Genomic DNA, 23,856 nt, shown 5'->3' on the forward strand with positions numbered 1-23,856 from the left:
CATGCGTACAGGGAGCGAACCGGTGACCGCGCGCAGTCCGCTGCGGCTGCGGTTCCTGCTGAGCCTGTGGGGGCTGCTGTGGGCCGGTTTCGGCACCACGGTCTTCGCGCTGCTGGCCCGGCCCGGCTGGGCGGCGGCCTGCGGGGTGCTGTTCGTGGTGGCCGCCGTCGACCTGGTGCTGGTCGTACGGCATCTGCGGCAGGGCCCGCACTGGCAGCCGGGCCGGGACGTGCCCCCGTACGAGCCCGATCACGGCGAGCGGCGGCGCTGACACCCTCCGGGACCGGTCCGCCCGGGACCTGCGGTCAGTCGTCGCCGTCGATCGCCGCCGTATCAGTCGGCGGCCGTCAGTCGGCTTCCGCGCCGAAGCGGGCCGCTTCCAGGTACTCGGGCTTGGGGTCGAGCGCGGCGGCGAGCCGGAAGTGGCGCATGGCCTGCTCGGGGCGGCCGGAGCGCTGGAAGGTGCGGGCGAGCGCGAAGTGCGCGAAGGCGTTGTCCGGCTCGCGCTCCAGGACCAGCTCGAACTCCAGCTCGGCGGGTCGGAGCTGGGCGGCGGCGAAGAACGCGCGGGCGCGCAGCAGGCGGGCCGCGGTGTTCTCGGGATGGGCGGCGATCACCGAGTCGAGCAGCTTGACGGCACCCCTCGGGTCCCGGGCGGCCAGCAGCTGCTCGGCGGCACGGAAGTCGATGACGTGGGTCTCCGGGTTCCTCTCGGCCACAGTGGCGTCCTTTCCTCGCTCCGGCGGTTCAACAAGCGGGCACGGCTGCCGTATTCCGCGAGGACCCGAGCGTGCGCAAGCCCCCGCGCAGCTCATCTCTACCCATTCCGCGGGCACTTGCGAACCGCCGCGCTCCCCCGGTCTTTCCCGGTCTTCCCTGAGGGGATCCCGGCGCGGCACGGACCGTCACGGGGCGCCGGTGGCGCGCTCCTTGAGCGCCTCCCAGATCTTGCGCACCTGGGGTTCCAGCTGCTCCAGCGGCCCGTTGTTGTCGATCACCACGTCGGCGATCTCCCGGCGCTGCGCGCGGTCGGCCTGCGCGGCCATCCGCGCCCTGGCCTCGTCCTCGGTCATGCCGCGCAGCCGGACGAGCCGGTCGAGCTGGGTCTCGGGGGATGCCTCCACCACGACGACCACGTCGTAAAGAGGGGCGAGGCCGTTCTCGGTGAGCAGGGGGACGTCGTGGACGACGACGTCCCCGGCGGTGGCCCGCGCCTCCAGTTCGGCGGAGCGGGCGCCGACGAGGGGGTGGACGATCGCGTTGAGGGCGGCGAGGCGCTCGGGGTCGGCGAACACGACCGACCCGAGCCTGGGCCGGTCCAGGGTCCCTTCCGGGGTGAGGATCCCGGGCCCGAACTCCGCGACGACGGCTTCGAGACCGGGCGTACCGGGCTCGACGACCTCCCGGGCGATCCGGTCGGCGTCGATCAGCACGGCCCCGTACGAGACGAACAGCCGGGACACTTCACTCTTGCCGGCGCCGATACCGCCGGTCAGGCCAACCTTCAGCATGAGCGGCAGCTTAGATGCCACGGCCGGGCGGCTAGCCGTCGCCCTCCCGTTCGGCGAGGAAGCGCTCGAACTCGCGGCCCAGCTCGTCGGCGGAGGGCAGGTCGACGGGCTCGGCGACCAGGCTGCCGCGCGTCTCGGCGCCCGCCATGGCGTCGTACTGGTGCTCAAGGCCCTGGACGAGCGCGACGAGCTCGTCGTCGCCCTCGCCGATCTGGCGCTCGATCTCGGTCTGGGTGCGGCGGGCCTCGGTGCGCAGGGAGTGCGCGACACCGGGCAGCACCAGGCCGGTGGCCGCGGTGACGGCCTCCAGCGCGGTCAGGGCCGCGTCGGGGTACGGGGAGCGGGCCACGTAGTGCGGGACGTGGGCCGCGACGCCGAGGGTGTCGTGGCCGGACTCGCCGAGGCGGAACTCGATGAGCGACTCGGCGCTGCCGGGCACCTGGGCCTCGTCGAAGGGGCTGCGGTGGCCGGGCATGAGGTCGGTGCGGCTGCCGTGCGGGGTGAGGCCGACGGGGCGGGTGTGCGGGACGCCCATGGGGATGCCGTGGAAGTTGACGGCGAGGCGCACGCCGAGGCGCTCGACGATCTGGCGCACGGCGGCGGCGAACCGCTCCCACTCGACGTCGGGTTCGGGCCCGGAGAGCACCAGGAAGGGGGCGCCGGTGGCGTCCTGGACGAGCCGGACCTCGATCACGGGCGTCTCGTACGCCGCCCAGCGGTCGCGCCGGAAGGTCAGCAGGGGCCTGCGGGCCCGGTAGTCCACGAGCCGGTCGTGGTCGAAGCGGGCCACGAGCTGGTGCGGCAGCGTGTCGAGCAGGCCCTCGATGATCTGCTCACCGGTCTCGCCGGCGTCGATGTAGCCGTCGAAGTGGTAGAGCATGACCAGCCCGGCCGACTCCTGGGCCAGGGCCATGTCGACCACGGCCAGACCCTTCTGGTCCCATTCGTACAAATCCTGGGGATCAAGCACGATTTCCGCTCCTCCTCGCGTCCTTCCTGGACAACACCGCCTGTGACGGCGCCATTCCCCGGCCGTGGATCCGGTGCGGAAAAAGACCGAGGCCCGCTCCCCCGAAGGGGAGCGGGCCTCGACGCTAGCTACTGAAGCTCAGCGGAGAGCCTGTTCAGCTCTGGCCGCCGGCCAGCTTCTCGCGCAGGGCAGCCAGGGCCTCGTCCGACGCCAGGGCGCCGGAGTTGTCGTCCGACTCCGAGGAGTACGAACCACCGGAGACACCCGCCGGGGCACCGGCCGGAGCGGCGGCGCCACCCTCGGCAGCGGCGGCCTCGTCGGCCTCGCGGGACTTGATGACCTGGGCCTGGTGCTGCTCGAAGCGCTGCTGCGCCTCGGCGTACTGGGTCTCCCACGCCTCGCGCTGGGTCTCGTAGCCCTCGAGCCAGTCGTTGGTCTCGGGGTCGAAGCCCTCGGGGTAGATGTAGTTGCCCTGGTCGTCGTAGGACGCGGCCATGCCGTACAGGGTCGGGTCGAACTCGACCGAGGCCGGGTCGGCACCGAAGGACTCGTTGGCCTGCTTCAGCGAGAGGCTGATGCGGCGGCGCTCGAGGTCGATGTCGATGACCTTGACGAAGATCTCGTCGTTGACCTGGACGACCTGCTCCGGGATCTCCACGTGGCGCTCGGCCAGCTCGGAGATGTGGACCAGACCCTCGATGCCCTCGTCCACGCGGACGAACGCACCGAACGGAACCAGCTTCGTGACCTTACCCGGGACGACCTGGCCGATCTGGTGGGTACGGGCGAACTGCTGCCACGGGTCCTCCTGCGTCGCCTTCAGCGACAGGGAGACACGCTCGCGGTCCATGTCCACGTCGAGAACCTCGACGGTGACCTCCTGGCCGACCTCGACAACCTCGGACGGGTGGTCGATGTGCTTCCAGGACAGCTCGGAGACGTGCACGAGACCGTCGACGCCACCCAGGTCCACGAAGGCACCGAAGTTGACGATCGAGGACACGACGCCGGAGCGGACCTGACCCTTCTGGAGGGTCGTGAGGAACGTCTGGCGGACCTCGGACTGGGTCTGCTCGAGCCAGGCACGGCGGGACAGGACCACGTTGTTGCGGTTCTTGTCCAGCTCGATGATCTTCGCCTCGAGCTCCTTGCCCACGTAGGGCTGGAGGTCGCGGACGCGACGCATCTCGACCAGGGAGGCCGGGAGGAAGCCGCGGAGGCCGATGTCGAGGATGAGACCACCCTTGACGACCTCGATGACGGTACCGGTGACGATGCCGTCCTCTTCCTTGATCTTCTCGATGGTGCCCCAAGCACGCTCGTACTGGGCACGCTTCTTCGAGAGGATCAGGCGGCCTTCCTTGTCCTCCTTCTGGAGAACCAGGGCCTCGATCTCGTCGCCGACCTTGACGACCTCGTTGGGGTCGACGTCGTGCTTGATCGAGAGCTCGCGGCTCGGGATGACACCTTCGGTCTTGTAACCGATGTCGAGCAGGACCTCGTCCCGGTCGACCTTCACGATGACGCCGTCGACGATGTCGCCGTCGTTGAAGTACTTGATCGTCTCGTCGATCGCGGCGAGGAAGGCTTCCTCGTTACCGATGTCGTTGACCGCAACCTGCGGGGTGGTGCTGGTGGCGGTGGTCTCGGTGCTGCTCGTCATGTGGGAAAGGGCTCCGGTTACGGACAGAAAGTCGTAGGTACTGCTACGCCGAAAGCCCGTATCGCAGCTGATGAAGCCGGCCAGCCAAGGAAGCGCGTCTCCCGTGACCGGGAAGCGCCTCGAAAACCGAGGGGACATACAACAGATGCGAGCGCGACCTGCTCCGTCTGAGGCGCGCAGGCTCGCAACGCAACCTTTAGCATACGGGGGCGGCCGGACAGGGTCAATGCGCGAAGCGCTCACCCGGGGCGGATCGCCGCAAACCCGGCACAACTCATGTCGGCCCAGGCCATCCTGGCCGGGGGTGCCGCGCCGCAGCACTGAGCGCAAACTACATCGGCAGGCGAGATGAACCAAGAGTACGGACAGGACGAGGACCCCCAGGACGAGCCGGAGGCGACCCGGCGCGAGACGGGGGACGCGGAGAGCAGCCGGGCGAGCCGGGGCTGGTGGGACCGGAACGCCGACGAGTACCAGAACGAGCACGGGGCCTTCCTCGGGGACGACCGCTTCGTCTGGGGGCCCGAGGGCCTCGACGAGGAGGAGGCGGGGCTGCTCGGCCCGGCCGGCTCGCTGAAGGGGCTGGACGTCCTGGAGATCGGCGCGGGCGCGGCGCAGTGCTCGCGGTGGCTGGCGGCGCGGGGGGCCCGGCCGGTGGCCCTGGACCTCTCGCACCGGCAGCTCCAGCACGCGCTGCGGATCGGCGACGACGTGCCGCTGGTGGAGGCGGACGCGGGGGCGCTGCCGTTCCGGGACGGCTCCTTCGACCTGGCCTGCTCGGCGTACGGGGCGGTGCCGTTCGTGGCCGACCCGGTGCGGGTCTTCCGCGAGGTCCGGCGGGTGCTGCGGCCGGGCGGCCGGTGGGTGTTCTCGGTGACGCACCCGATCCGCTGGGCGTTCCCGGACGAGCCGGGGCCGGAGGGCCTGTCGGTCGCGGCCTCCTATTTCGACCGGACGCCGTACGTGGAGCAGGACGAGCGGGGGCGGGCGGTGTACGTGGAGCACCACCGGACGCTCGGCGACCGGGTGCGGGACGTGGTCGCGGGCGGCTTCCGCCTGGTGGACCTGGTCGAGCCGGAGTGGCCGGAGTGGAACAGCCAGGAGTGGGGCGGCTGGTCTCCGCTGCGGGGCAATCTGATCCCGGGCACGGCGATCTTCGTCTGCGAGCGGTCGGAGGACTGAGCCGGGGGCCGGCGGGCCGGGCGGGGGGGGCGGGTCCAGGGCCGAGCCGGGCTGTGCGGCCGGGCGCGCCCGGTAATAGTCCTACTAATAGGTGGGGCCTGTGGACAGCCGTGCACGCCGGTCGGCGGGGCGTACGAGACTGAGTCCGTGATCCGAAACGACGCACTCGACCTGCTTCCCGTCCGCCATGCCGTCCCCGAGCTGCTGACCGCGCTCGCGGAGCGCGGCAGCGCGGTGCTGTACGCCCCGCCCGGGACCGGCAAGACCACGCTGGTCCCGCTGGCCCTCGCGGGGGTCATAGGGGACGGGCCGCGGCGGCGGGTGCTGGTGGCCGAGCCGCGCCGGATGGCGGTGCGGGCGGCGGCCCGGCGGATGGCGTGGCTGCTCGGCGAGGAGGTCGGCGGGACGATCGGCTTCTCCGTGCGGGGCGAGCGGCGGGCCGGGCCGGGCACCCGGGTCGAGGTGGTGACCACGGGCATCCTGCTCCAGCGGCTCCAGCGCGATCCGGAGCTGCACGGGGTGGAGGTGGTGCTGCTCGACGAGTGCCACGAGCGGCATCTGGACGCGGACACGGCGATGGCGTTCCTGGTGGACGTGCGGGCGACGCTGCGGCCGGAGCTGAAGCTGATCGCCGCCTCGGCGACGAGCGACGCGCAGGCGTGGGCGGAGCTGCTGACCGTGCTGGAGGGCGGCGGGCCCGCGCCGGTCGTGTGGGGCAAGGGCGAGGCGCACGGGTACGGGGTCAGGTTCGCCGCGCCGCCCGCGGGGATCCGGCCCGCCCACGGCACCTGGGTGGACCCGGCGCTGCTGCGGCACGTGGCGGCGACGGTGCGGGAGGCCCTGGGGCGGCACGAGGGCGACCTCCTCTGCTTCCTGCCGGGCACGGGGGAGATCGCGCGGACGGCGGGCCTGCTCGCGGACCTGGACGCCGACGTCCTCCAGCTGCACGGGCGGGCGCCCGCCGCGGTGCAGGACGCGGTGCTGCGGGGCGCGGGCCCCGGCGGGCGGCGACGGGTGGTGCTGGCGACCTCGGTGGCGGAGTCGAGCCTGACGGTGCCGGGCGTGCGGATCGTGGTCGATTCCGGGCTGGCGCGGGAGCCGCGGATGGACCACACAAGGGGGCTCGGCTCGCTGGCGACGGTCCCGGTGTCGTTGGCGGCGGCGACGCAGCGGGCCGGCCGGTCGGGGCGCGAGGCCCCGGGCACGGTCTACCGCTGCTGGGCGGAGGCGGAGGACGGGGCGCGGGCGCGGTTCCCCTCCCCCGAGATCCGGATCTCGGACCTGGCGGACTTCGCGCTGCGCGCGGCCTGCTGGGGCGATCCGGCGGGTACCGGGCTCGCGCTGCTCGACGCGCCGCCGGCCGGGGCGATGGCGGCGGCCCGGTCGGTGCTGACGGCGATCGGCGCCGTGGACGGGGAGGGCCGGGCGACGGACCGGGGGATGCGGATGTCCCGGCTGGGCCTGCACCCGAGGCTGGGGCGGGCGCTGCTGGACGGGGCGGCCGAGGTGGGGCCGCGGCGGGCGGCGGAGGTGGTGGCCCTGCTGAGCGAGGAGCCGCCGCGAGAGTACGGGGACGATCTGGCGGCGGCCTGGCGGGAGGCGCGCAAGGGCGGCGACGGGTACGCGGCCCGCTGGAAGGCCGAGGTGCGGCGGCTGGAGCGGGCGGCGGGAGAGGAGGCGGGCGGGCGGCCCGGGGGCGGGGCCGGGGCAGTGGGTGAGGACGCGGCGGCCGGGCTGGTGACCGCGCTGGCCTTCCCGGAGCGGGTGGCCAGGGCCCGGGAGCAGGGCGGGTATCTGATGGTGTCGGGGACGGGCGCCCGGCTCGCGGAGGGCTCGGGGCTACGGTCCAGCCCCTGGCTCGCGGTGGCGGTGGCGGACCGCACGGCGCAGAGCGCCACGGCCCGGGTGCGGCTGGCGGCCGTGGTGGACGAGGGGATGGCGCGGGAGGCGGCGGGGCGGCTGTTCGCCTCGGGTGAGGAGGTGCGCTGGGAGGACGGGGACGTGGTGGCCCGCGCGGTCGACCGGCTCGGCGCGGTGGAGCTGACGGTGCGCCCGCTGCGGGACGGCGCCGATCCGGTGCTGGTGCGGGCGGCGCTGCTGGAGGGGCTGGCCCGGGAGGGTCTGTCGCTGCTGCGGTGGAGCCAGGGGGCGACGGAGCTGCGGAGCAGACTGGCCTTTCTGCACCGGGAGTTGGGCGAGCCGTGGCCGGACATGGCGGAGGAGGCGCTGCTGGCGCGGGCGGAGGAGTGGCTGGAGCCGGAGCTGTCGCGGGCGCGGCGGCGGGCGGATCTGGGGCGCGTCGACGCGGGGCAGGGGCTCCAGCGGCTGCTGCCGTGGGCGTCGGGCGAGGCGGGGCGGCTGGACGAGCTGGCGCCGGAGCGGATCGAGGTGCCGAGCGGTTCGCGGATCCGGGTCGAGTACGGCGGGGAGCGGCCGGTGCTGGCGGTGAAGCTCCAGGAGATGTTCGGCCTCGCGGAGACGCCCCGGGTCGCGGGGGTCCCGGTCCAGGTGCATCTGCTGTCGCCGGCGGGGCGGCCGGCGGCGGTGACGGCGGATCTGGCGTCGTTCTGGCGGGAGGGGTACCGCTCGGTGCGGGCGGAGCTGCGGGGGCGCTACCCGAAGCACCCGTGGCCGGAGGACCCTTCGACGGCGGAGCCCACCCGGCACACGAGCGCCCGGCAGCGCTCGCTCAGACCGGAGCGGTGAAGGGACCGGGGCCGGGGTCCGGGCCGGGGCCACGGCCGGGAGCGGGTCCGGGGTCCGGGCCGGGGCCTTGGGGCGGGCCCGGGGCGGGGTCCGCGGTCGGGGGCTCGGAGGGCGTCGGGTGCGGGCGGCGGGAGCGGGCTTCGAGCCAGAGGGAGAGGGCCAGCAGGAGGAGGGCGAGGAGGGAGAAGGTCCAGGGGAGGTAGGAGACGACCATGAGGACGGCCAGGCGGTTGGACTTGACCAGGGCGCCGATGCTCTCGATGTAGTCCTCGCGCATCTTCACGTGGCCGTCGAAGACGGTGATGGTGTCCTGGCCCATCAGGGCCTTGGCGTTGCGGAGTTCCTCGGTGTGGATCTCCTCGCCGTTGACGGGGGCGCCGGTGACGGGGTCCACCCAGAACATGCGCTTCGTGGTGTACCAGCGGGTGAGGCCGGTCTGGGCGAGGACTTCGGGGGTGATGCCCTTGATGGGCATCGCCTTGGGCATGGGGACCTTCGTCCAGGGGACGGTCTGCTCGAAGTAGTAGACCTCCATGCCGCGGAAGGTGCGGGTGCCCTTGTAGTGGATGGGGGCGGAGGTGCGGGTCTGGGCGTCGAAGTACTGGTAGTCCCGCTTCTCGACGAGGAAGGGCCACTTGAACTCGATGCCCGTGCGCCGGACCGGGTCGCCGTCGACCATCTCGCCGGTGGCGTTGACGGGGTCCTGGGTGTGGGCGTCGAAGACGTAGCGCTCGGGGATCTTGGAGACCATCTTGCCGTCGGGGCCCTGGACGTAGGAGAGGGAGTCCCAGACGACGACGTCGCGCCCGGCGTCGCGTCCGATCCGGCGGGACTCCTCCACGTTGCCCTTGAGGGTCTGGATGATCGTGAGCTTGTCGACCTTCTCGGCCTTGAAGGTCGAGTAGTTGAGCAGGGTCGCGGGCTTCGCCTCCAGGACGGTCACCTGGTACTGGTTCGACGGGATCTTCACCACGCGGGGGAAGACGTACCACCGCAGGGTGGGGGCCATCGCGGCGAAGAAGACGGCGAGCGAGAGCAGGACGAGGCTGGCTCGGCGGCGCATGGTCGGCCCCCTCTACTTCGCGGGGCCGGGGTCGGCGGTCAGCAGGGGTCTGGGCGAGGTGGGGCCTGCCGGCGGCATGTCGACCAGGGCGAGGAACAGGACGATCAGCAGGACCGGGACCAGTCCGATGGCGGCGGCTGCTAGGGCGCGCATGGTCGGCCTCCCGGCGCTGGATCTGATAGGTCGTCAGGGCGGGGGCACCGTAGCAACGCGACCGCGAGATGAGAACACGTTGCACTCAGAACGACGGACGCCGCCCCCGTGTCCTGCGCGGACACGGGGGCGGCGGAAAGGATCCGGAAAGGAGCCGGAATTGGAGAGGGAGCGGGTGTCAGGAGGTCGGCGTGGCCTCCGGGGCGGCCGAGGACTGCGACGCGGAGGGCGTCGGGGTCGGGGTCGGCGTGGGGGTCGGCTCGGGGGCGGGCTCGGTGACCTTCAGGGTGACGGTCAGCGTCCCGCCGCCGGGCACGGTCAGCCGGAGCTGGTAGCTGCCGACCTTCCCGTCCGCGTAGATCTTCGGCAGCGTGAGGACGCCCTCGGCGTTCGTCCGCAGGCCCGTGAGGGTGCGCACGGCGGTGCCGTCCGCGGCCTTGAAGAAGGGCCCGTCGGTCGCCGGCTGCGGGGTGTCGCCCGCGGTGACGAAGGTGGCGGTGAGGAGGACGCCGGAGGCGGCGGCGCCGCCGACGGTGGCCTTGACCTGCACCTGGTCGGCGAACTCGGCGCCGGTGACGGCTTCGAGCTCCTTTGTGTCGAGCCGGGTCAGCTTGTCGGCGCTCCGCTCGGTGACCGTACCGGCGATCGGGACGGCGGCGAGGGTGCGGCCGACGACCGTGGCGCCGACGGTGAAGCCGCCGGTCCGCTCGCCCGCCCTGAGGACGGGCGCGAGGGCCTTGCCGTTGGCGCCGGTGGTGGCGGTGAACTCGACGGCGCCGGTGGCGAAGCGGGCGTCGGCGTCACCGGTGATCCGGAAGCGCACCTGCACGCCGACGACCGGCTTGCCCTTGGCGTCGAGGGCCAGGACGGCCGGGCGGGTGACGAAGGTGCCGCCCGCGGTGGCGGTCAGCGCGGCGCCGGTCGCGTCCTGGATCCGCGCCACCGAGGCCGCCGGGGAGGTGGTCGGCGGGGTGGTCGGCGGGGTGACGGGGGGCGTCGGCTTCGGCGGGGTCGGCTTGGGGGTGACCGGCGGAGGCGTCGTCGTGGGCGGCCGGTTGGTACCGGGCGCGGTGACGCCGTCGTCGCTGCGGTCGCCGGGCGGCACGCCCTGGCCGTCGGGCACCTGGTGGGTGCCGCGCTTGTAGTACTCGAACCAGGAGAGCACCGTCCGCAGGTACTCGGTCGAGCGGTTGTAGCTGAGGATCGCGCGGTCCAGGTCCGCCTTGACCGCGAGGTTGCGGTTGTTGGCGCACAGGTACATGCCCGCCGCCTGGGCCGCGTCGTAGATGTTGTTGGGGTCCTTCTTCCCGTCGCCGTTGGCGTCCTGGCCCCAGGTGGCCCAGGTGGACGGGATGAACTGCATCGGGCCCACGGCGCGGTCGTGCGTGGAGTCGCCGTCGTAGAGCCCGTTGTCGGTGTCCGAGATGTTGGCGAAGCCGACGCCGTTGAGGACCGGGCCGAGGATGGGCGAGTTGGTCGTGCCGTTGGCGTCGACCTGGCCGCCGCGCGCCTGCCCGGACTCGACCTTGCCGATGCCCGCGAGGAGCTGCCACGGCAGGTTGCAGCTCGGGTCCGTCGACTTGATCGACTGCTCGGCGCGCTTGTAGGCGGCGAGGACGGTCGCGGGTATGCCGGCCTCGGCGGGGCCGGTGATGATCGGCAGGTTGGTGGTGGCGCCGGGCTTGTTCGGGGTGTTCAGCGGCGGCAGGTCGGTGTAGTACGGCGAGTTGCCGGAGGCCGAGCCGTCCGGGGGTGTCGTCGTGTCGCCGGCGCCGATCGGCACGTCACCGCTCGCGTTGTCCGCGGGCGGGGGTGCCAGGTCCGGTGCCTGCGAGGCGGCGAGCGCGGCGACGGCCGCCGCCACCACCGCACCACTGGTGGCTCCCCTGCGCAGCCGGCGGCCCAAGTGCGATGCCATACGTGTGGTCCCTCCCCGTTCACCTCGTCCGCGCTCCCCGCGCGAATATCTGACCAGGTGACCCTATGCCAACTCCCGGCACGGCGGCACCGGGCCCTGACCGTGTTTCACGGTTTCGTCACCGCGTGGCCGCCCCCGGTTCCGGCCCCGGCCCCTCTTGCATACTGGGCTGGACGCCAGTCGAGGAGATCCAGGTGCCGTTCACGCTCAGCCATGCCGCCGCCGTCCTGCCGGGCATCCGAAGCGACGGCCGGGCGCGCGGACCGCTGGTGGCCTCGGCGCTCGTCGCCGGCTCCTTCGCCCCCGACCTGACCTACTTCGCGGCGAGCGTCGTGCCCGGCGCCATGGAGTTCGGGAACGTCACCCACTCCCCCGTCGGCGTCCTCACCGTGGACGTGCTCATCGCGGCGGCGCTGGTGGCGCTGTGGCTGATGGTGCGTGAGCCGCTGTTGGGGCTGCTGCCCCGGCGGTGGAGCGGCCGGGCGTACGGGCTGCTGCGGGGCCGGCCGTGGCGGGAGCGGCGGCCGGCCGGGCTCGCGCTGTGGTTCGCGCTCTCGGCGCTGCTCGGGGCGACGACCCACGTGGTGTGGGACGCGTTCACCCACCACGGGCGCTGGGGCACCCGCGCGCTCCCGTTCCTGGGCGAGCTCACGGGCGGCTTCCCCGGCTATCTGTACGCGCAGTACGGGAGTTCGGCGCTGGCCCTGCCGCTGCTCGGCTGGTTCGTCGTACGGGCGCTGCGGGCGGCTCCGGCCGGGGCCGAGCCGCCCGCCGCGGTCCCCGTCCTCGACCGGCGCGGGCGGCTGCTCGCGGCCCTCGCGATCGGGGCGTGCGTGCTGGCCGGCGTCGCCCACCGGGTGGCCCGCTTCTACGCGTACTGGGGCCGCGTCGACAAGCCGCTCGACCTCGTCCCCACCGTCTGCTTCGGGGCCGGTTCGGGGCTGGCGCTCGGGCTGCTGCTGTACGGGGCGGGGATGCGGCTGCGGTCGCTCGGCCGGGCCGCCGCCCCGGGCGCCCGCCCTACGGCCGGGACGGCAGACCGGCCCGTAGCCCGCCCCGCGGACCGGCCCGCAGTCCGTCCCGCAGCCACTCCGACAGCGGGCTCCGGAGTCCGGCCGTCCGTTCCTCCGGCCACCCCTCCGGCCACCCCCGCGTCCGCCCCTCCCGGCGCCCCTCCGGCCGTCCGTCCGTCCGCCCCTCCGGCCGCCGGTCCCCCGGCGGGCCCGGCCGGGGGGTCCGCCGAGTCGGGGCCGCTTCCGGAACGCTCCCGTCCGAGGTCTCGCTGATCGTCTCCTCCGGGGTGAAGCCGCGGTCCGCCGGGACGCCGCCGAGGCGGCGGTGGACCGCGAGGGCGACGCCCTCCAGGGTGCGCACGCCGTACTTCATGGTCTCGTTGTCGTGGCTCAGCAGGGCGAGCCGGTAGTCGAGCCCCGTACCCCGCACGATCCCGATGCTGTGCACCCGCCAGCCGTGGGTGGCGCGGGGCAGCCAGCCGTTCTTCAGGTGCACCTTGGCCCCCTTGGGGGCGCCCGCGCCGACGCCCCAGGACTGGCTGCGGATCACCTGCCCCATCAGGGCCAGGGCGGCGGGGCGCCTTGCGACGGCTGCAAGCAGGGCGAGCTGGTCGCGGGCGGTGGTGCGGGTGAGCCCCCAGTACTGGTCGTGGCCCAGCACCGTGTCGGTGGCGCCGGCCTCGCGCAGCACCCGGTTCATGCGCTCCCGGGACAGCCCCACCCACAGGTCCGTCGCGGCCTCGTTGTCGGAGCGGGTGATCATCGCCTTGAGCCGCCGGGCCTCCAGGGCGGTGGGCTCCCGGCCGAGCTCCTCGGCGCGGCCGAGCACCGCCTCCATGATGAGGACCTTCGCGATGCTGGCGGAGTCGTACGCCCGTAGCTGCGAGAGCGCGCAGCGCAGGCCCCGGCCGGGGGCGTGCACGGCGACGGAGACGGTCCCCTCGCGGCTCTTGAGGGCGGCGCGGATGTCCTGCGAGAGCCGGGTGGCGAGGGCCGGTTCGCGAGCGGAGGAGCACAGCGCGGGCGCGCGGTGGGCCGCGGCGGCCGACGGGATCGCCAGGGCTCCGAGAACGGTCCCCAGCACGGCCCAGACGCGCAGGCGGGGACGGTGGCAGTTGATCATGGCCCCAGTCTCGGGAGCCCCCGCCGCCCGGCGCCCCCGCGCTTGGCCCACCTGGCGCAAGGGCGGGAGCGGGGGCGTGGGGCGGCGAGGCGAGGGCGGCGGACCGGGGCCCGCCGCCCTCGCCGTACCACGTCAGTGCGCGGCCGAGTCCCAGTCGCGGCCGACGCCCACCGAGACGTCGAGCGGGGCGCGCAGGTCGGCGGCCCGGGACATCTGCTCGCGGACCAGGGCCTCTACCCGGTCGCGCTCGCCGGGGGCAAGCTCCAGGACGATTTCGTCGTGGACCTGGAGCAGCATCCGGGAGGCGAGGCCCGCCTCGGTGAGGGCGCGGTCCACGTTCAGCATCGCGACCTTCACGATGTCGGCCGCGGTGCCCTGGATCGGGGCGTTCAGCGCCATCCGCTCGGCGGCCTCGCGGCGCTGGCGGTTGTCGCTGTTGAGGTCCGGGAGGTAGCGGCGGCGGCCCAGCATGGTCTCCGTGTACCCCGTGGCGCGGGCCTCGTCGACGACCCGGCGCAGATAGTCGCGGACGCCGCCGAAGCGCTCGAAGTAGGTGTCCATCAGGCCGCGGGCCTCGGCCGGGTCGATGCCCAGCTGCTGGGAGAGGCCGAAGGCGGAGAGCCCGTACGCCAGGCCGTACGACATGGCCTTGATCTTGCGGCGCATCTCGGCGTCGACGGCGGACCGCTCGACGCCGAAGACCTGCGAGGCGACCGTGGTGTGCAGGTCCTCGCCGGAGGCGAACGCCTCGATCAGGCCCTCGTCCTCGGAGAGGTGGGCCATGACGCGCAGCTCGATCTGGCTGTAGTCGGCGGTCATCAGGGCCTCGAAGCCCTCGCCGACGACGAAGCCGTGCCGGATCGCGCGGCCCTCGTCGGTGCGCACCGGCACGTTCTGCAGGTTGGGGTCGGTGGAGGAGAGGCGGCCGGTGGCGGCGACGGTCTGGCTGAAGGTGGTGTGGATCCGCCCGTCGGCCGCGACGGTCTTGATCAGGCCCTCGACGGTGGAGCGGAGCCGGGCCTGCTCGCGGTGCCGGAGCATGATCACCGGGAGCTCGTGCTCGGTCTGGCCGGCCAGCCAGGCGAGGGCGTCGGCGTCCGTGGTGTAGCCGGTCTTGGTCTTCTTCGTCTTCGGGAGGTTGAGCTCGCCGAAGAAGACCTCCTGGAGCTGCTTGGGCGAGCCCAGGTTGAACTCGTGGCCGACGGAGGCGTGGGCCTCCTTCACGGCCTGCTGGACGGCGCCCGCGAACTGCAGCTCCAGGGCCTCCAGGTGGTCCCGGTCGGCGGCGATGCCGTGCCGCTCCAGGCGGGCCAGCAGGACGGAGGTGGGCAGCTCCACCTCGTGCAGGAGCTCGCGCGCGCCGACTTCGGCGAGCCGCTCCTCGAAGGCGGTGCCCAGGTCGAGGACGGCGCGGGCCTGGCTCATCAGGGCCTCGGCCTCGGCGGTGTCCTCGGCGCCGAAGGCGAGCTGGCCGTCGGCCGCGGCGGCGGGGGCGGGGGCGAGCTCGCGGCCCAGGTACTCGACGGAGAGGGCGTCCAGGGCGAAGGAGCGGCGGCCCGGCTTGACCAGGTAGGCGGCGAGCGCCGTGTCCATGGTGACGCCGTCGACGCTCCAGCCGTGCTCCGGGAAGACCCGCATGGCGCCCTTGGCGTTGTGCAGGACCTTGGGCCGCTCGGGGTCGGAGATCCAGGCGGCCCAGGCGGTCTCGTCGGCCTCGTCGAGCTGCGAGGAGTCGAACCAGGCGGCGGCGCCGCCCGCGGCGGCGAGGGCGACCTCGGCGACGCTGCCCGTGCCCAGGGCCCAGCTGTCGACCGTGGCGACGCCGAGGGGCCCGGTGCCGTGCTCGGCGAGCCAGCCGGCGAGCTCGCCGGAGCCGAGGACGGTGAAGTCGAGCTCGACACCGGCGGCGGGCGCCGGGGCGGCCTCCTCGGCGGCGCCGGGGTCGACGGCCAGGAGCCGCTCGCGCAGCGAGGGGTTGCGGATCTCCAGGGTGTCGAGGACGAGGGCGACGGCCGCGCGGTCGTACGGCTCGCGGGCCAGGTCCAGGACGCCCTGGGGGAGCTCGACGTCGCGGACCATCTCGGTGAGGCGGCGGTTGAGCTTGACCGACTCCAGGTGGTCCCGGAAGTTCTGCCCGGCCTTGCCCTTGACCTCCTCGGCGCGCTCCACGAGCTCGGCGAAGGAGCCGAACTGGTTGATCCACTTGGCGGCGGTCTTCTCGCCGACGCCGGGGATGCCCGGGAGGTTGTCCGAGGGGTCGCCGCGCAGGGCGGCGAAGTCCGGGTACTGGTTCGGGGTGAGTCCGTACTTCTCCTGGACCTTCTCCGGGGTGAAGCGGGTCAGCTCGGAGACGCCCTTGGTCGGGTAGAGCACGGTGGTGTGGTCGGTGACCAGCTGGAAGGAGTCCCGGTCGCCGGTGACGATCAGGACCTCGAAGCCGGCCGCCTCGGCCTGGGTGGCGAGGGTCGCGATGACGTCGTCGGCCTCGAAGCCCTCGACGGCGAAGCGCGGCGCGCGCATGGCGTCGAGGAGCTCGCCGATCAGCTCGACCTGCCCCTTGAACTCGTCGGGGGTCTTCGAGCGGTTCGCCTTGTACTCGGGGAACTCGTCGGACCGCCAGGTCTTGCGCGACACGTCGAAGGCGACGGCGAAGTGCGTGGGCGCCTCGTCGCGGAGCGTGTTCGCCAGCATGGACGCGAATCCGTAGATCGCGTTGGTCGGCTGCCCGGTCGCGGTGGTGAAGTTCTCCGCGGGCAGCGCGAAGAACGCCCGGTACGCCAGGGAGTGCCCGTCCATGAGGAGCAGGCGCGGACGGTTCTCTTCGGTCATATCGGTCTTCTTCGCTGCTGTCTCGGCCACGGGACGATCCTGCCACGCGCCGCTGACATTCCCGTCCACTCCACGGGCGCGCTCCGCGGGCGCCGACGGGGCCTGGGCCGCTGTCGGCGGGGCGTGACAGGATCGGAGGTGTACGAGACGTCCCTCCCGGACCCGTCCGGGGGCCCACCGCTCAAGGGAGAGCGCGATGGTCAGCAAGCCGCCCGCCGGCGACCCGGTCCAGGACGCGCCGCAGGTCGCGGCGCCGCAGCACGCCGCGGCCGGGCTGCCCGCCATCGGGCACACGCTGCGGATCGCGCAGGCGCAGATGGGCGTGCGGCGCACCGCGCGGACGCTGCTCAAGGTCAACCAGAAGGACGGCTTCGACTGTCCGGGGTGCGCGTGGCCGGAGGGCGACAAGCGGCATGTCGCGGAGTTCTGCGAGAACGGGGCGAAGGCCGTCGCCGAGGAGGCGACGCTGCGCCGGGTGACCCCGGAGTTCTTCGCCGCGCACCCGGTGGCCGACCTGGCGGAGCGCAGCGGCTACTGGCTGGGCCAGCAGGGCCGGATCACGGAGCCGGTCTATCTGGCGGAGGGCGCCGAGCGGTACGAGGCGGTGTCCTGGGAGCGGGCCTTCGCGATCCTGGCGGAGGAGCTGACCGCGCTCTCCTCTCCTGACGAGGCGCTGTTCTACACCTCGGGGCGCACGAGCAACGAGGCCGCGTTCCTGCTCCAGCTCTTCGCCCGCGAGTTCGGCACGAACAACCTGCCGGACTGCTCCAACATGTGCCACGAGTCCTCGGGCTCCGCGCTCAACGAGACCATCGGCATCGGCAAGGGCAGCGTCTCCCTGGAGGACCTGCACCAGGCCGAGCTGATCATCGTGGCGGGCCAGAATCCGGGGACGAACCATCCCCGGATGCTCTCGGCCCTGGAGAAGGCGAAGGCCCAGGGCGCGCGGATCATCTCGGTGAACCCGCTGCCGGAGGCGGGCCTGGAGCGCTTCAAGAACCCGCAGACGCCGCAGGGGATGCTCAAGGGCGCGGCGCTCACGGACCTCTTCCTGCAGATCCGCATCGGCGGCGACCAGGCGCTGTTCCGGCTGCTCAACAAGCTGGTCCTGGAGACGCCGGGCGCCGTGGACGAGGAGTTCGTCGCCGCGCACACCCATGGGTACGAGGAGTTCGCCGCCGCCGCGCGGGAGGCGGACTGGGACGAGACGCTGGCGGCGACCGGGCTGTCCCGGGCGGAGATCGACCGGGCCCTGGAGATGGTGCTCGCCTCGAAGCGGACGATCGTCTGCTGGGCGATGGGGCTCACCCAGCACAAGCACGCGGTGCCGACCATCCGCGAGGTGGTCAACTTCCTGCTGCTGCGCGGCGACATCGGGCGCCCGGGTTCCGGGGTGTGCCCGGTGCGCGGCCACTCCAACGTGCAGGGCGACCGGACGATGGGCATCTTCGAGCGGCCCTCCGCGGCCTTCCTCGACGCCCTGGACAAGGAGTTCGGGATCGTCTCGCCGCGCCACCACGGCTTCGACGTGGTCCGCTCGATCGAGGCGCTGCGGGACGGCGAGGCGAAAGTCTTCTTCGCCATGGGCGGCAACTTCGTCGGCGCGACCCCGGACACGGAGGTCACCGAGGCGGCGATGCGCCGGGCGCGCCTGACCGTGCACGTGTCCACGAAGCTGAACCGCTCGCACGCGGTGACCGGCACCCGCGCGCTGATCCTGCCGACGCTGGGCCGCACCGACAAGGACGTGCAGAAGAGCGGCAAGCAGTTCGTGACGGTCGAGGACTCGATGGGCCTGGTGCACGCCTCGCGCGGCAACCTGCCGCCCGCGGGCCCCCTGCTGCTCTCCGAGCCGGCGATCGTGGCGCGGCTGGCCCGCGCGGTGCTCGGCGAGGCGTCGGCGACGCCGTGGGAGGCGTTCGAGGCGGACTACGCGGCGATCCGCGACCGGATCGGCCGGGTGATCCCGGGCTTCGAGGACTTCAACGCGCGCCTGGCGGCGAACCCGGGCGGCTTCGCCCTGCCGCACGCGCCGCGCGACGAGCGGCGCTTCCCGACGGCGACCGGCAAGGCCAACTTCACGGCGGCGCCCGTCGAGTTCCCGAAGGTGCCGGAGGGGCGGCTGCTGTTGCAGACGCTGCGCTCGCACGACCAGTACAACACCACGATCTACGGCCTGGACGACCGCTACCGCGGCATCCGGGGCGGGCGCCGGGTGGTCCTGGTCCACCCGGAGGACGCGGCGGCGGCGGGCTTCGCGGACGGGGCGTACGCGGACCTGGTCAGCGAGTGGACGGACGGCAGCGAGCGCCGGGCGCCCGGCTTCCGGGTCGTCCACTACCCGACCCCCCGGGGCTGCGCGGCGGCGTACTACCCGGAGACCAACGTGCTGGTGCCGCTGGAGTCGACGGCGGACGTCAGCAACACCCCGGCGAGCAAGTCCGTGATCGTGCGGCTGGAGGCGCCGGCGGAAGACTGACCGGTTCTGTGCGGCGCGGGAGCGCGGGGATTCACTATCCTCCACTCCCGCGCCGCGGCAGCCGGCCGACGGCCGAGGACGCCACGGGGGTCCCCTTGACCACGCCACCCACCGGCGGACCGCCGCCGGACCAGCAGCCGCCGCAGCCGGACGAGCAGCCGCCCGGGCAGCCGCCGCAGCCGCCCATCCCGCCACGGCCGCCCGCCGCACCACCGCAGGACCCACAGGCACCACAGACCCAGCCGACCCAGCAAGACCCGCAAGCGCCGCAAGCCCCGCAGATCCCGCCCGTCCCACCCGTTGCACCGACCACGCCGACCACACCGACCGCGCCCACCCCACCAACCCCACCGCCCCCGGAGCCCCCCGGGCCCGCCGACCCCCCGGGCCCCACCCTCACGGAGCTCGCGCTGGAGCGGATCGCGCCGGGGAGTCCGGTGCCGCCCACCCGGCGGGGCCGGGGCCGGGTGCTGGTCCGGGGGCTGCTGGTGATCGCCGCCGGGCTGCTCGCGGGGGCGGTGCTGGCCCAGGCCGTCACCTATGTCTACGACACCGTGTTCGCCGCCGACCGGGCCCGGGCCGACGACGACGCCCAGGACCGGCTCGACGGTGAGCGGCCGCCCTTCACCGCCTCGGCCGACCCCGACCTGTCGGCGCTCGACGCGGACGAGTGGACGATCGTCCTCGACCGGACGCTGGCCCCCGCCGAGCAGCGCTCCCTGCGGGCCCTCGACGTCGGGAGCCCGGGCTACGGCCGCCAGGCGTGGCGGATCCTCGGCCCGCTCGGGGCGCGGGTCATCGGCACCACCCCGCGCCTGGACGCGGGGACGAAGGGGATCACCTCCCCGAGGTCCGGGCCGACCACCCGCTTCCGGCTGAACCTCTTCAGCGAGCGCACCTCACCCCTGTCGGTCACCGGCATGAGGGCGGTCGACCTGCGCTGCTCCCCCTCGGCCGCCCGCTTCGCGCTCTGGCACCCCGCGCAGGGCGAGGCCCCTTACCCGGGCGTCCTCTTCGACCTGCGCGGGCCGGACCCGACCCCGGTGATCACCGACCAGGGCGAGGACCAGGGGCAGCGGTACTTCGACCGGCGGCGCATCGACCTCGGCGGCAACAGCGAGCCCGGCGGGCTGCGGATCGCGGCCACGGTCGGGACCGAGAGCTGCGACTGGGCGATCAGCGCCACGTACCGCGACTCGGCCGGCACCCGCGGCGAGGTGCTGATCCAGGACGAGGACCGGCCGTTTCGCGCGGAGGCCCCGCCGGTCGCGCCGGAGCAGCTCTTCGTGGCGCGATTCGCCCCGTTCGCCCTCACCGCGTGCCATGAACCCGGGCAGGAGAAAGAGATCTTCTGCACAGTCTTCGGCCGACGGGGCGCATGACACAATCACCTCGCCTAAGCGTTTGCTCAGGCAGCAGCCGTACGAAGACGAACGGAGCCGGTCCCATGGGCGAGCAGCAGCATGTGAAGTTCCCGCAGGAGGTCATCGACGAGTACGCCTCGCTCGGCGTGGACCTGCCCGCGCTCTTCTCGGCCGGCCACCTCGGGAACCGGATGGGCGTGCAGATCCTGGAGGCTTCGGCGGACCGGGTCGTCGGCACGATGCCGGTGGAGGGCAACACCCAGCCGTACGGGCTGCTGCACGGCGGCGCCTCGGCGGTGCTCGCCGAGACGCTGGGCTCGATCGGCTCGATGCTGCACGGCGGGGTGTCCCGGATCGCCGTGGGTGTGGACCTGAACTGCACCCACCACCGCGGGGTGCGCAGCGGCCTGGTGACCGGGGTCGCGACGCCGGTGCACCGGGGCCGGTCCACCGCCACGTACGAGATCGTGATCACCGACGAGCAGGACAAGCGGGTCTGTTCGGCGCGGCTGACCTGTCTGCTGAAGGAGATCGGCGCGAACGACGCCGCCGCCCTGCCCGAGGCCGGGCGGGCCGCCGGGGCCTGAGCCCCGGGAGCCCCCGCCCGTTTGCAACTCCCTTTACCCCCAAGGCCCTTGCCTCCCCGGACGGCAGCCGCTTCACTGGCGGTCCACGCACACGTCCGGGGGGTCCGGTGAGCGCACGAGCATCCGCAGTGAAGCCGCGGCTCCCGTGACCCGGCGCCCGAAGACGACCACCGCCAGGACCGCGTACGCCGCGGCCCTGGCGGTCTGCGTTCTGGCCCTGTCCGGCGGGTGCGGGCGGGCCCCCGAGGAGCCGGCGCCGCGCGCGAGCTCGCCCGCGGACATCTGCGCGAACCTGGTCTCGTACTGGGTCAAGGAGGCCCTCAAGGGCAGCAAGTGGGCGGGGCTCGACTGGGAGCAGAAGGGCCTGTCCAACGAGCAGTACGGGATCCACGACGAGGTCCTGCTGCTGGCGCGGGCCGAGGAGCGCCGCGCGGGCCGTGAGGCGGCCTTCGCGCTGGCCGACCGGGAGAGCCGGCGGCGCTGCGAGGACGCGAAGGGCGCGACGGGGAGTTCGGAGAACTGGCGTCCGCCCAGCGAACAGAGAGTACCCACGGGCGGACCCTCACCCTCCCCTTCGTAACACTGCGTTACATCGGCGCAATGTCGGAGCGGAGCGCTCCGGTCAGCTCGAAACGTCCGATGACATCGAGCGTCGTGTCCGATATCCGGAGAGGCGACAGAGACGGTCGTCAGGAGCCAAAAGCGCTCAAGCCCCTTAGCGGAACTGCGTGTTCTCAGTATGTGAACACCGCACTACCGACCGTTGTGCCCGGCTTTGCCCACCCCCCGCACACCCTCTCCCCCCGTCGGCATAACAAGACAGTCACATCCTGACCTCGGCGCTCCCGGTCCTTCCCCACCTGCGCCTAGAGTCACGGCCAGTCACCGCGCCGCCGGGCGCCCTCTCTGCACGGCACCCGTTCCACCCCGTACGGCCCGGCATCGATACGGCACCTCTAGCTACACAGCTTCACGGCACCGCCTCAGCTCGAGGGGGCCGCGCCAGGGAAAGGATTCTTCGTGCGACACCGTTCATTGCTCATCCTCACCAGCGTTCTCACCACGGGAGCGCTCACCCTCACCGCCTGCGGTTCGCGCGACGAGGGCAAGGGCAACGGCGGCGGCGACAGCGCCGGCGGCTCCACCACCGTCGTGATCGGCGTCGACGCCCCGCTCACCGGCTCGCTCTCCGCTCTGGGCCAGGGCATCAAGAACTCCGTGGACCTGGCGGTCCAGACCGCCAACAAGAACAAGGAAGTCCCCGGGATCACCTTCAAGGTGGAGGCCCTGGACGACCAGGCCGTCCCGGCCTCCGGCCAGGCCAACGCCACCAAGCTGGTCGGCAACAAGGACGTCGTGGGCGTCGTCGGCCCGCTGAACTCCGGCGTCTCCCAGCAGATGCAGGGCGTGTTCGCCGCCGCCGGCCTCGCGCAGGTCTCCCCGGCCAACACCAACCCCTCGCTCAGCCAGGGCGACAACTGGGGCAAGGGCGAGTTCAAGCGCCCCTTCAAGACGTACTTCCGTACCGCCGCCACCGACGTGGTCCAGGGCAAGTTCGCCGCCCAGTACCTCTTCAAGGACGCCGGTAAGAAGAAGGTCTTCGTCGTCGACGACAAGCAGACCTACGGCGCCGGCCTCGCGGCGATCTTCACCGACGAGTTCAAGCGGCTCGGCGGCCAGGTCGTCGGCACCGACCACGTCACGGTGAAGGAGACCGACTTCTCCTCCACCGCCGACAAGGTCAAGACCTCCGGCGCGGACTCGGTCTACTTCGGCGGCCAGTACCCCGAGGGCGGCCTGCTCTCCGACCAGATCAAGAAGACCGGCGCCAAGGTCCCGGTCATGGGCGGCGACGGCATCTACGACCCGGCCTTCATCAGCGCCTCCGGCGAGGCCAACGACGGCGACCTGGCCACCTCGATCGGCTACCCGGTCGAGAAGCTGGACACCGCCAAGAAGTTCATCGCGGACTACAACGCGGCCGGCTACAAGGACCCGTACGCGGCCTACGGCGGCTACTCCTACGACGCCGGCTGGGCAATCATCCAGGCCGTCAAGGCCGCCGTCGCCGCCAACAACGGCAAGCTGCCCACGGACGCCCGCGCCAAGGTGACCGAGGCGCTCGGCAAGGTCTCCTTCGACGGCGTGACCGGCAAGGTCTCCTTCGACGAGTTCGGCGACACCACCAACAAGCAGCTCACGGTCTACAAGGTCGAGGGCGGCAAGTGGGTCGACGTCAAGAGCGACACCTTCAACCAGTAGTCCCCGGCTCGTAGCTCCACCAACTGAACCAACCCGCGCGAGGGCGCAAACAGCGCCCTCGCGCGGAGTCATATCCGACAAGCTCATCGGAGGCCCTGCGGTGAACGAACTGCCGCAACAGCTGGCCAACGGCCTGGCCCTCGGCGCCCTTTATGGCCTCATCGCCATCGGGTACACCATGGTCTACGGCATCGTCCAGCTCATCAACTTCGCCCACGGCGAGATATTCATGATCGGGGGCTTCGGCGCCCTCACCACCTACACCGCTCTGCCGAGCGGAACGTCCCTGCTGGTGGCGATCCCGCTCATGATCGTCGGTGGTGCGATCGCCTCCGTGGCCGTCGCGACCGCCGCCGAGCGCTTCGCCTACCGGCCGCTGCGCAGCGCGCCCCGGCTGGCCCCGCTGATCACCGCGATCGGTCTGTCCATCGCGCTCCAGCAGCTGGTCTGGCAGTTCTACCCGGACGCCAAGAAGGCGGTCAGCTTCCCCGAGTTCAAGGGTGAGCCCTACCACCTCCTGGACAACCTGACCATCCAGCGCGCCGACGCCTTCGTGCTCGCCCTCGCCCCGCTGTGCATGCTCGCCCTCGGCGTCTTCGTCTCCAAGAGCCGCAGCGGACGCGCCATGCAGGCCACCGCGCAGGACCCGGACACCGCGAAGCTGATGGGCATCAACACCGACCGCATCATCGTCATGGCCTTCGCCATCGGTGCCGCGTTCGCCGCCGTCGCCGCCGTCGCCTACGGCCTCGACAAGGGCCAGATCGGCTTCGAGATGGGCTTCATCCTCGGCCTCAAGGCATTCACCGCGGCCGTCCTCGGCGGCATCGGCAACATCTACGGCGCCATGATCGGCGGCGTGGTCCTCGGCATCGCGGAATCCCTCTCGATCGCCTACATCGAGGACATCCCCGGCATGTCGCAGCTCGGCGGCGGCGCCTGGTCCAACGTGTGGGCCTTCGTCCTCCTCATCGTCGTCCTCCTCGTGCGGCCCCAGGGCCTGCTCGGCGAGCGCGTCGCGGACAGGGCGTGA

18 protein-coding genes and 1 pseudogene are annotated in these 23,856 nt (G+C 72.9%); 10 read left to right on the plus strand and 9 right to left on the minus strand.

The genetic code is table 11. The features are described from left to right. The first annotated feature begins 1 nt into the window (after position 1). On the plus strand, positions 2–271 hold the full coding sequence (locus AB0C99_RS07805; RefSeq protein WP_362470909.1) for a DUF6343 family protein: 270 nt from the start codon (positions 2–4) through the stop codon (positions 269–271). A 76-nt stretch (positions 272–347) separates the two neighbouring features. Here the strand turns inward: AB0C99_RS07805 and AB0C99_RS07810 are convergent, their stop codons facing one another. The 4 genes from AB0C99_RS07810 to rpsA all read right to left on the minus strand — a co-directional run bounded on the left by AB0C99_RS07810 (position 348) and on the right by rpsA (position 4,144). Beyond that, positions 348–719: a tetratricopeptide repeat protein gene (locus tag AB0C99_RS07810; protein WP_362470911.1), complete on the minus strand. Its 372-nt coding sequence runs from the start codon at positions 717–719 to the stop codon at positions 348–350. A gap of 186 nt (positions 720–905) precedes the next feature. Continuing rightward, the gene (gene coaE / locus AB0C99_RS07815) at positions 906–1,511 is read right to left on the minus strand and encodes a dephospho-CoA kinase (RefSeq protein ID WP_362470914.1); all 606 of its coding nucleotides are present in this window, start codon (positions 1,509–1,511) and stop codon (positions 906–908) included. 31 nt (positions 1,512–1,542) lie between these two features. Then, on the minus strand, positions 1,543–2,481 hold the full coding sequence (locus tag AB0C99_RS07820; protein ID WP_362470917.1) for a PAC2 family protein: 939 nt from the start codon (positions 2,479–2,481) through the stop codon (positions 1,543–1,545). Between the two features lie 154 nt (positions 2,482–2,635). Next, complete coding sequence (gene rpsA, locus AB0C99_RS07825; protein WP_315890802.1) at positions 2,636–4,144, minus strand: 30S ribosomal protein S1; 1,509 nt, start codon at positions 4,142–4,144, stop codon at positions 2,636–2,638. A gap of 348 nt (positions 4,145–4,492) precedes the next feature. On the opposite strand from rpsA, the gene AB0C99_RS07830 reads away from it, so the two are divergent. Both AB0C99_RS07830 and hrpB read left to right on the plus strand, forming a co-directional pair. Then, positions 4,493–5,326, plus strand: a complete 834-nt coding sequence (locus tag AB0C99_RS07830; RefSeq protein ID WP_362470919.1) for a methyltransferase domain-containing protein — start codon at positions 4,493–4,495, stop codon at positions 5,324–5,326. A 147-nt stretch (positions 5,327–5,473) separates the two neighbouring features. Continuing rightward, positions 5,474–8,032: an ATP-dependent helicase HrpB gene (hrpB, locus tag AB0C99_RS07835; protein WP_362470922.1), complete on the plus strand. Its 2,559-nt coding sequence runs from the start codon at positions 5,474–5,476 to the stop codon at positions 8,030–8,032. Here hrpB and AB0C99_RS07840 read toward each other — a convergent pair. From AB0C99_RS07840 to AB0C99_RS07850, 3 genes are all read right to left on the minus strand, one after another. After that, a complete protein-coding gene (locus AB0C99_RS07840) occupies positions 8,016–9,095 on the minus strand; it encodes a DUF3068 domain-containing protein (RefSeq protein ID WP_362470925.1) in 1,080 nt (359 codons plus the stop codon). The two genes, hrpB and AB0C99_RS07840, sit on opposite strands and share 17 nt — an antisense overlap. Positions 9,096–9,107: 12 nt before the next feature. Next, complete coding sequence (locus AB0C99_RS07845; RefSeq protein WP_362470928.1) at positions 9,108–9,248, minus strand: SPW_0924 family protein; 141 nt, start codon at positions 9,246–9,248, stop codon at positions 9,108–9,110. Between the two features lie 178 nt (positions 9,249–9,426). Next, positions 9,427–11,166, minus strand: a complete 1,740-nt coding sequence (locus tag AB0C99_RS07850) for a lytic transglycosylase domain-containing protein (protein WP_362470931.1) — start codon at positions 11,164–11,166, stop codon at positions 9,427–9,429. Between the two features lie 194 nt (positions 11,167–11,360). Here AB0C99_RS07850 and AB0C99_RS07855 point away from each other — a divergent pair. Beyond that, positions 11,361–12,149, plus strand: a pseudogene (locus AB0C99_RS07855) (DUF4184 family protein); the annotation flags it as partial. 37 nt (positions 12,150–12,186) lie between these two features. Here AB0C99_RS07855 and AB0C99_RS07860 read toward each other — a convergent pair. Both AB0C99_RS07860 and polA read right to left on the minus strand, forming a co-directional pair. Continuing rightward, positions 12,187–13,302: a serine hydrolase gene (locus AB0C99_RS07860; RefSeq protein WP_362470934.1), complete on the minus strand. Its 1,116-nt coding sequence runs from the start codon at positions 13,300–13,302 to the stop codon at positions 12,187–12,189. Positions 13,303–13,434: 132 nt separating this feature from the next. Next, entirely contained in the window at positions 13,435–16,161 is a 2,727-nt protein-coding gene (gene polA, locus AB0C99_RS07865; protein ID WP_362470937.1) for a DNA polymerase I, read from the minus strand. Positions 16,162–16,327: 166 nt separating this feature from the next. On the opposite strand from polA, the gene AB0C99_RS07870 reads away from it, so the two are divergent. The 6 genes from AB0C99_RS07870 (at position 16,328) to AB0C99_RS07895 (ending at position 23,856) form a co-directional block, all read left to right on the plus strand. Continuing rightward, positions 16,328–18,610 (plus strand): FdhF/YdeP family oxidoreductase, encoded by a 2,283-nt coding sequence (locus tag AB0C99_RS07870; RefSeq protein ID WP_362470940.1) that lies wholly within the window; start codon positions 16,328–16,330, stop codon positions 18,608–18,610. A gap of 437 nt (positions 18,611–19,047) precedes the next feature. Continuing rightward, positions 19,048–19,992, plus strand: a complete 945-nt coding sequence (locus AB0C99_RS07875; protein ID WP_362470943.1) for a hypothetical protein — start codon at positions 19,048–19,050, stop codon at positions 19,990–19,992. 65 nt (positions 19,993–20,057) lie between these two features. After that, positions 20,058–20,561, plus strand: a complete 504-nt coding sequence (locus AB0C99_RS07880) for a hotdog fold thioesterase (RefSeq protein WP_362470946.1) — start codon at positions 20,058–20,060, stop codon at positions 20,559–20,561. Positions 20,562–20,706: 145 nt separating this feature from the next. Then, positions 20,707–21,141 (plus strand): hypothetical protein, encoded by a 435-nt coding sequence (locus tag AB0C99_RS07885; protein ID WP_362470949.1) that lies wholly within the window; start codon positions 20,707–20,709, stop codon positions 21,139–21,141. A 440-nt stretch (positions 21,142–21,581) separates the two neighbouring features. Beyond that, positions 21,582–22,823 carry a branched-chain amino acid ABC transporter substrate-binding protein gene (locus AB0C99_RS07890; RefSeq protein ID WP_362470951.1) on the plus strand — a complete coding sequence of 414 codons (1,242 nt, stop codon included), beginning with the start codon at positions 21,582–21,584 and terminating at the stop codon, positions 22,821–22,823. Between the two features lie 100 nt (positions 22,824–22,923). Beyond that, entirely contained in the window at positions 22,924–23,856 is a 933-nt protein-coding gene (locus AB0C99_RS07895; RefSeq protein WP_362470953.1) for a branched-chain amino acid ABC transporter permease, read from the plus strand.

It is taken from the genome of Streptomyces sp. NPDC048659 (assembly GCF_040650575.1).
Classification (GTDB): domain Bacteria; phylum Actinomycetota; class Actinomycetes; order Streptomycetales; family Streptomycetaceae; genus Streptomyces.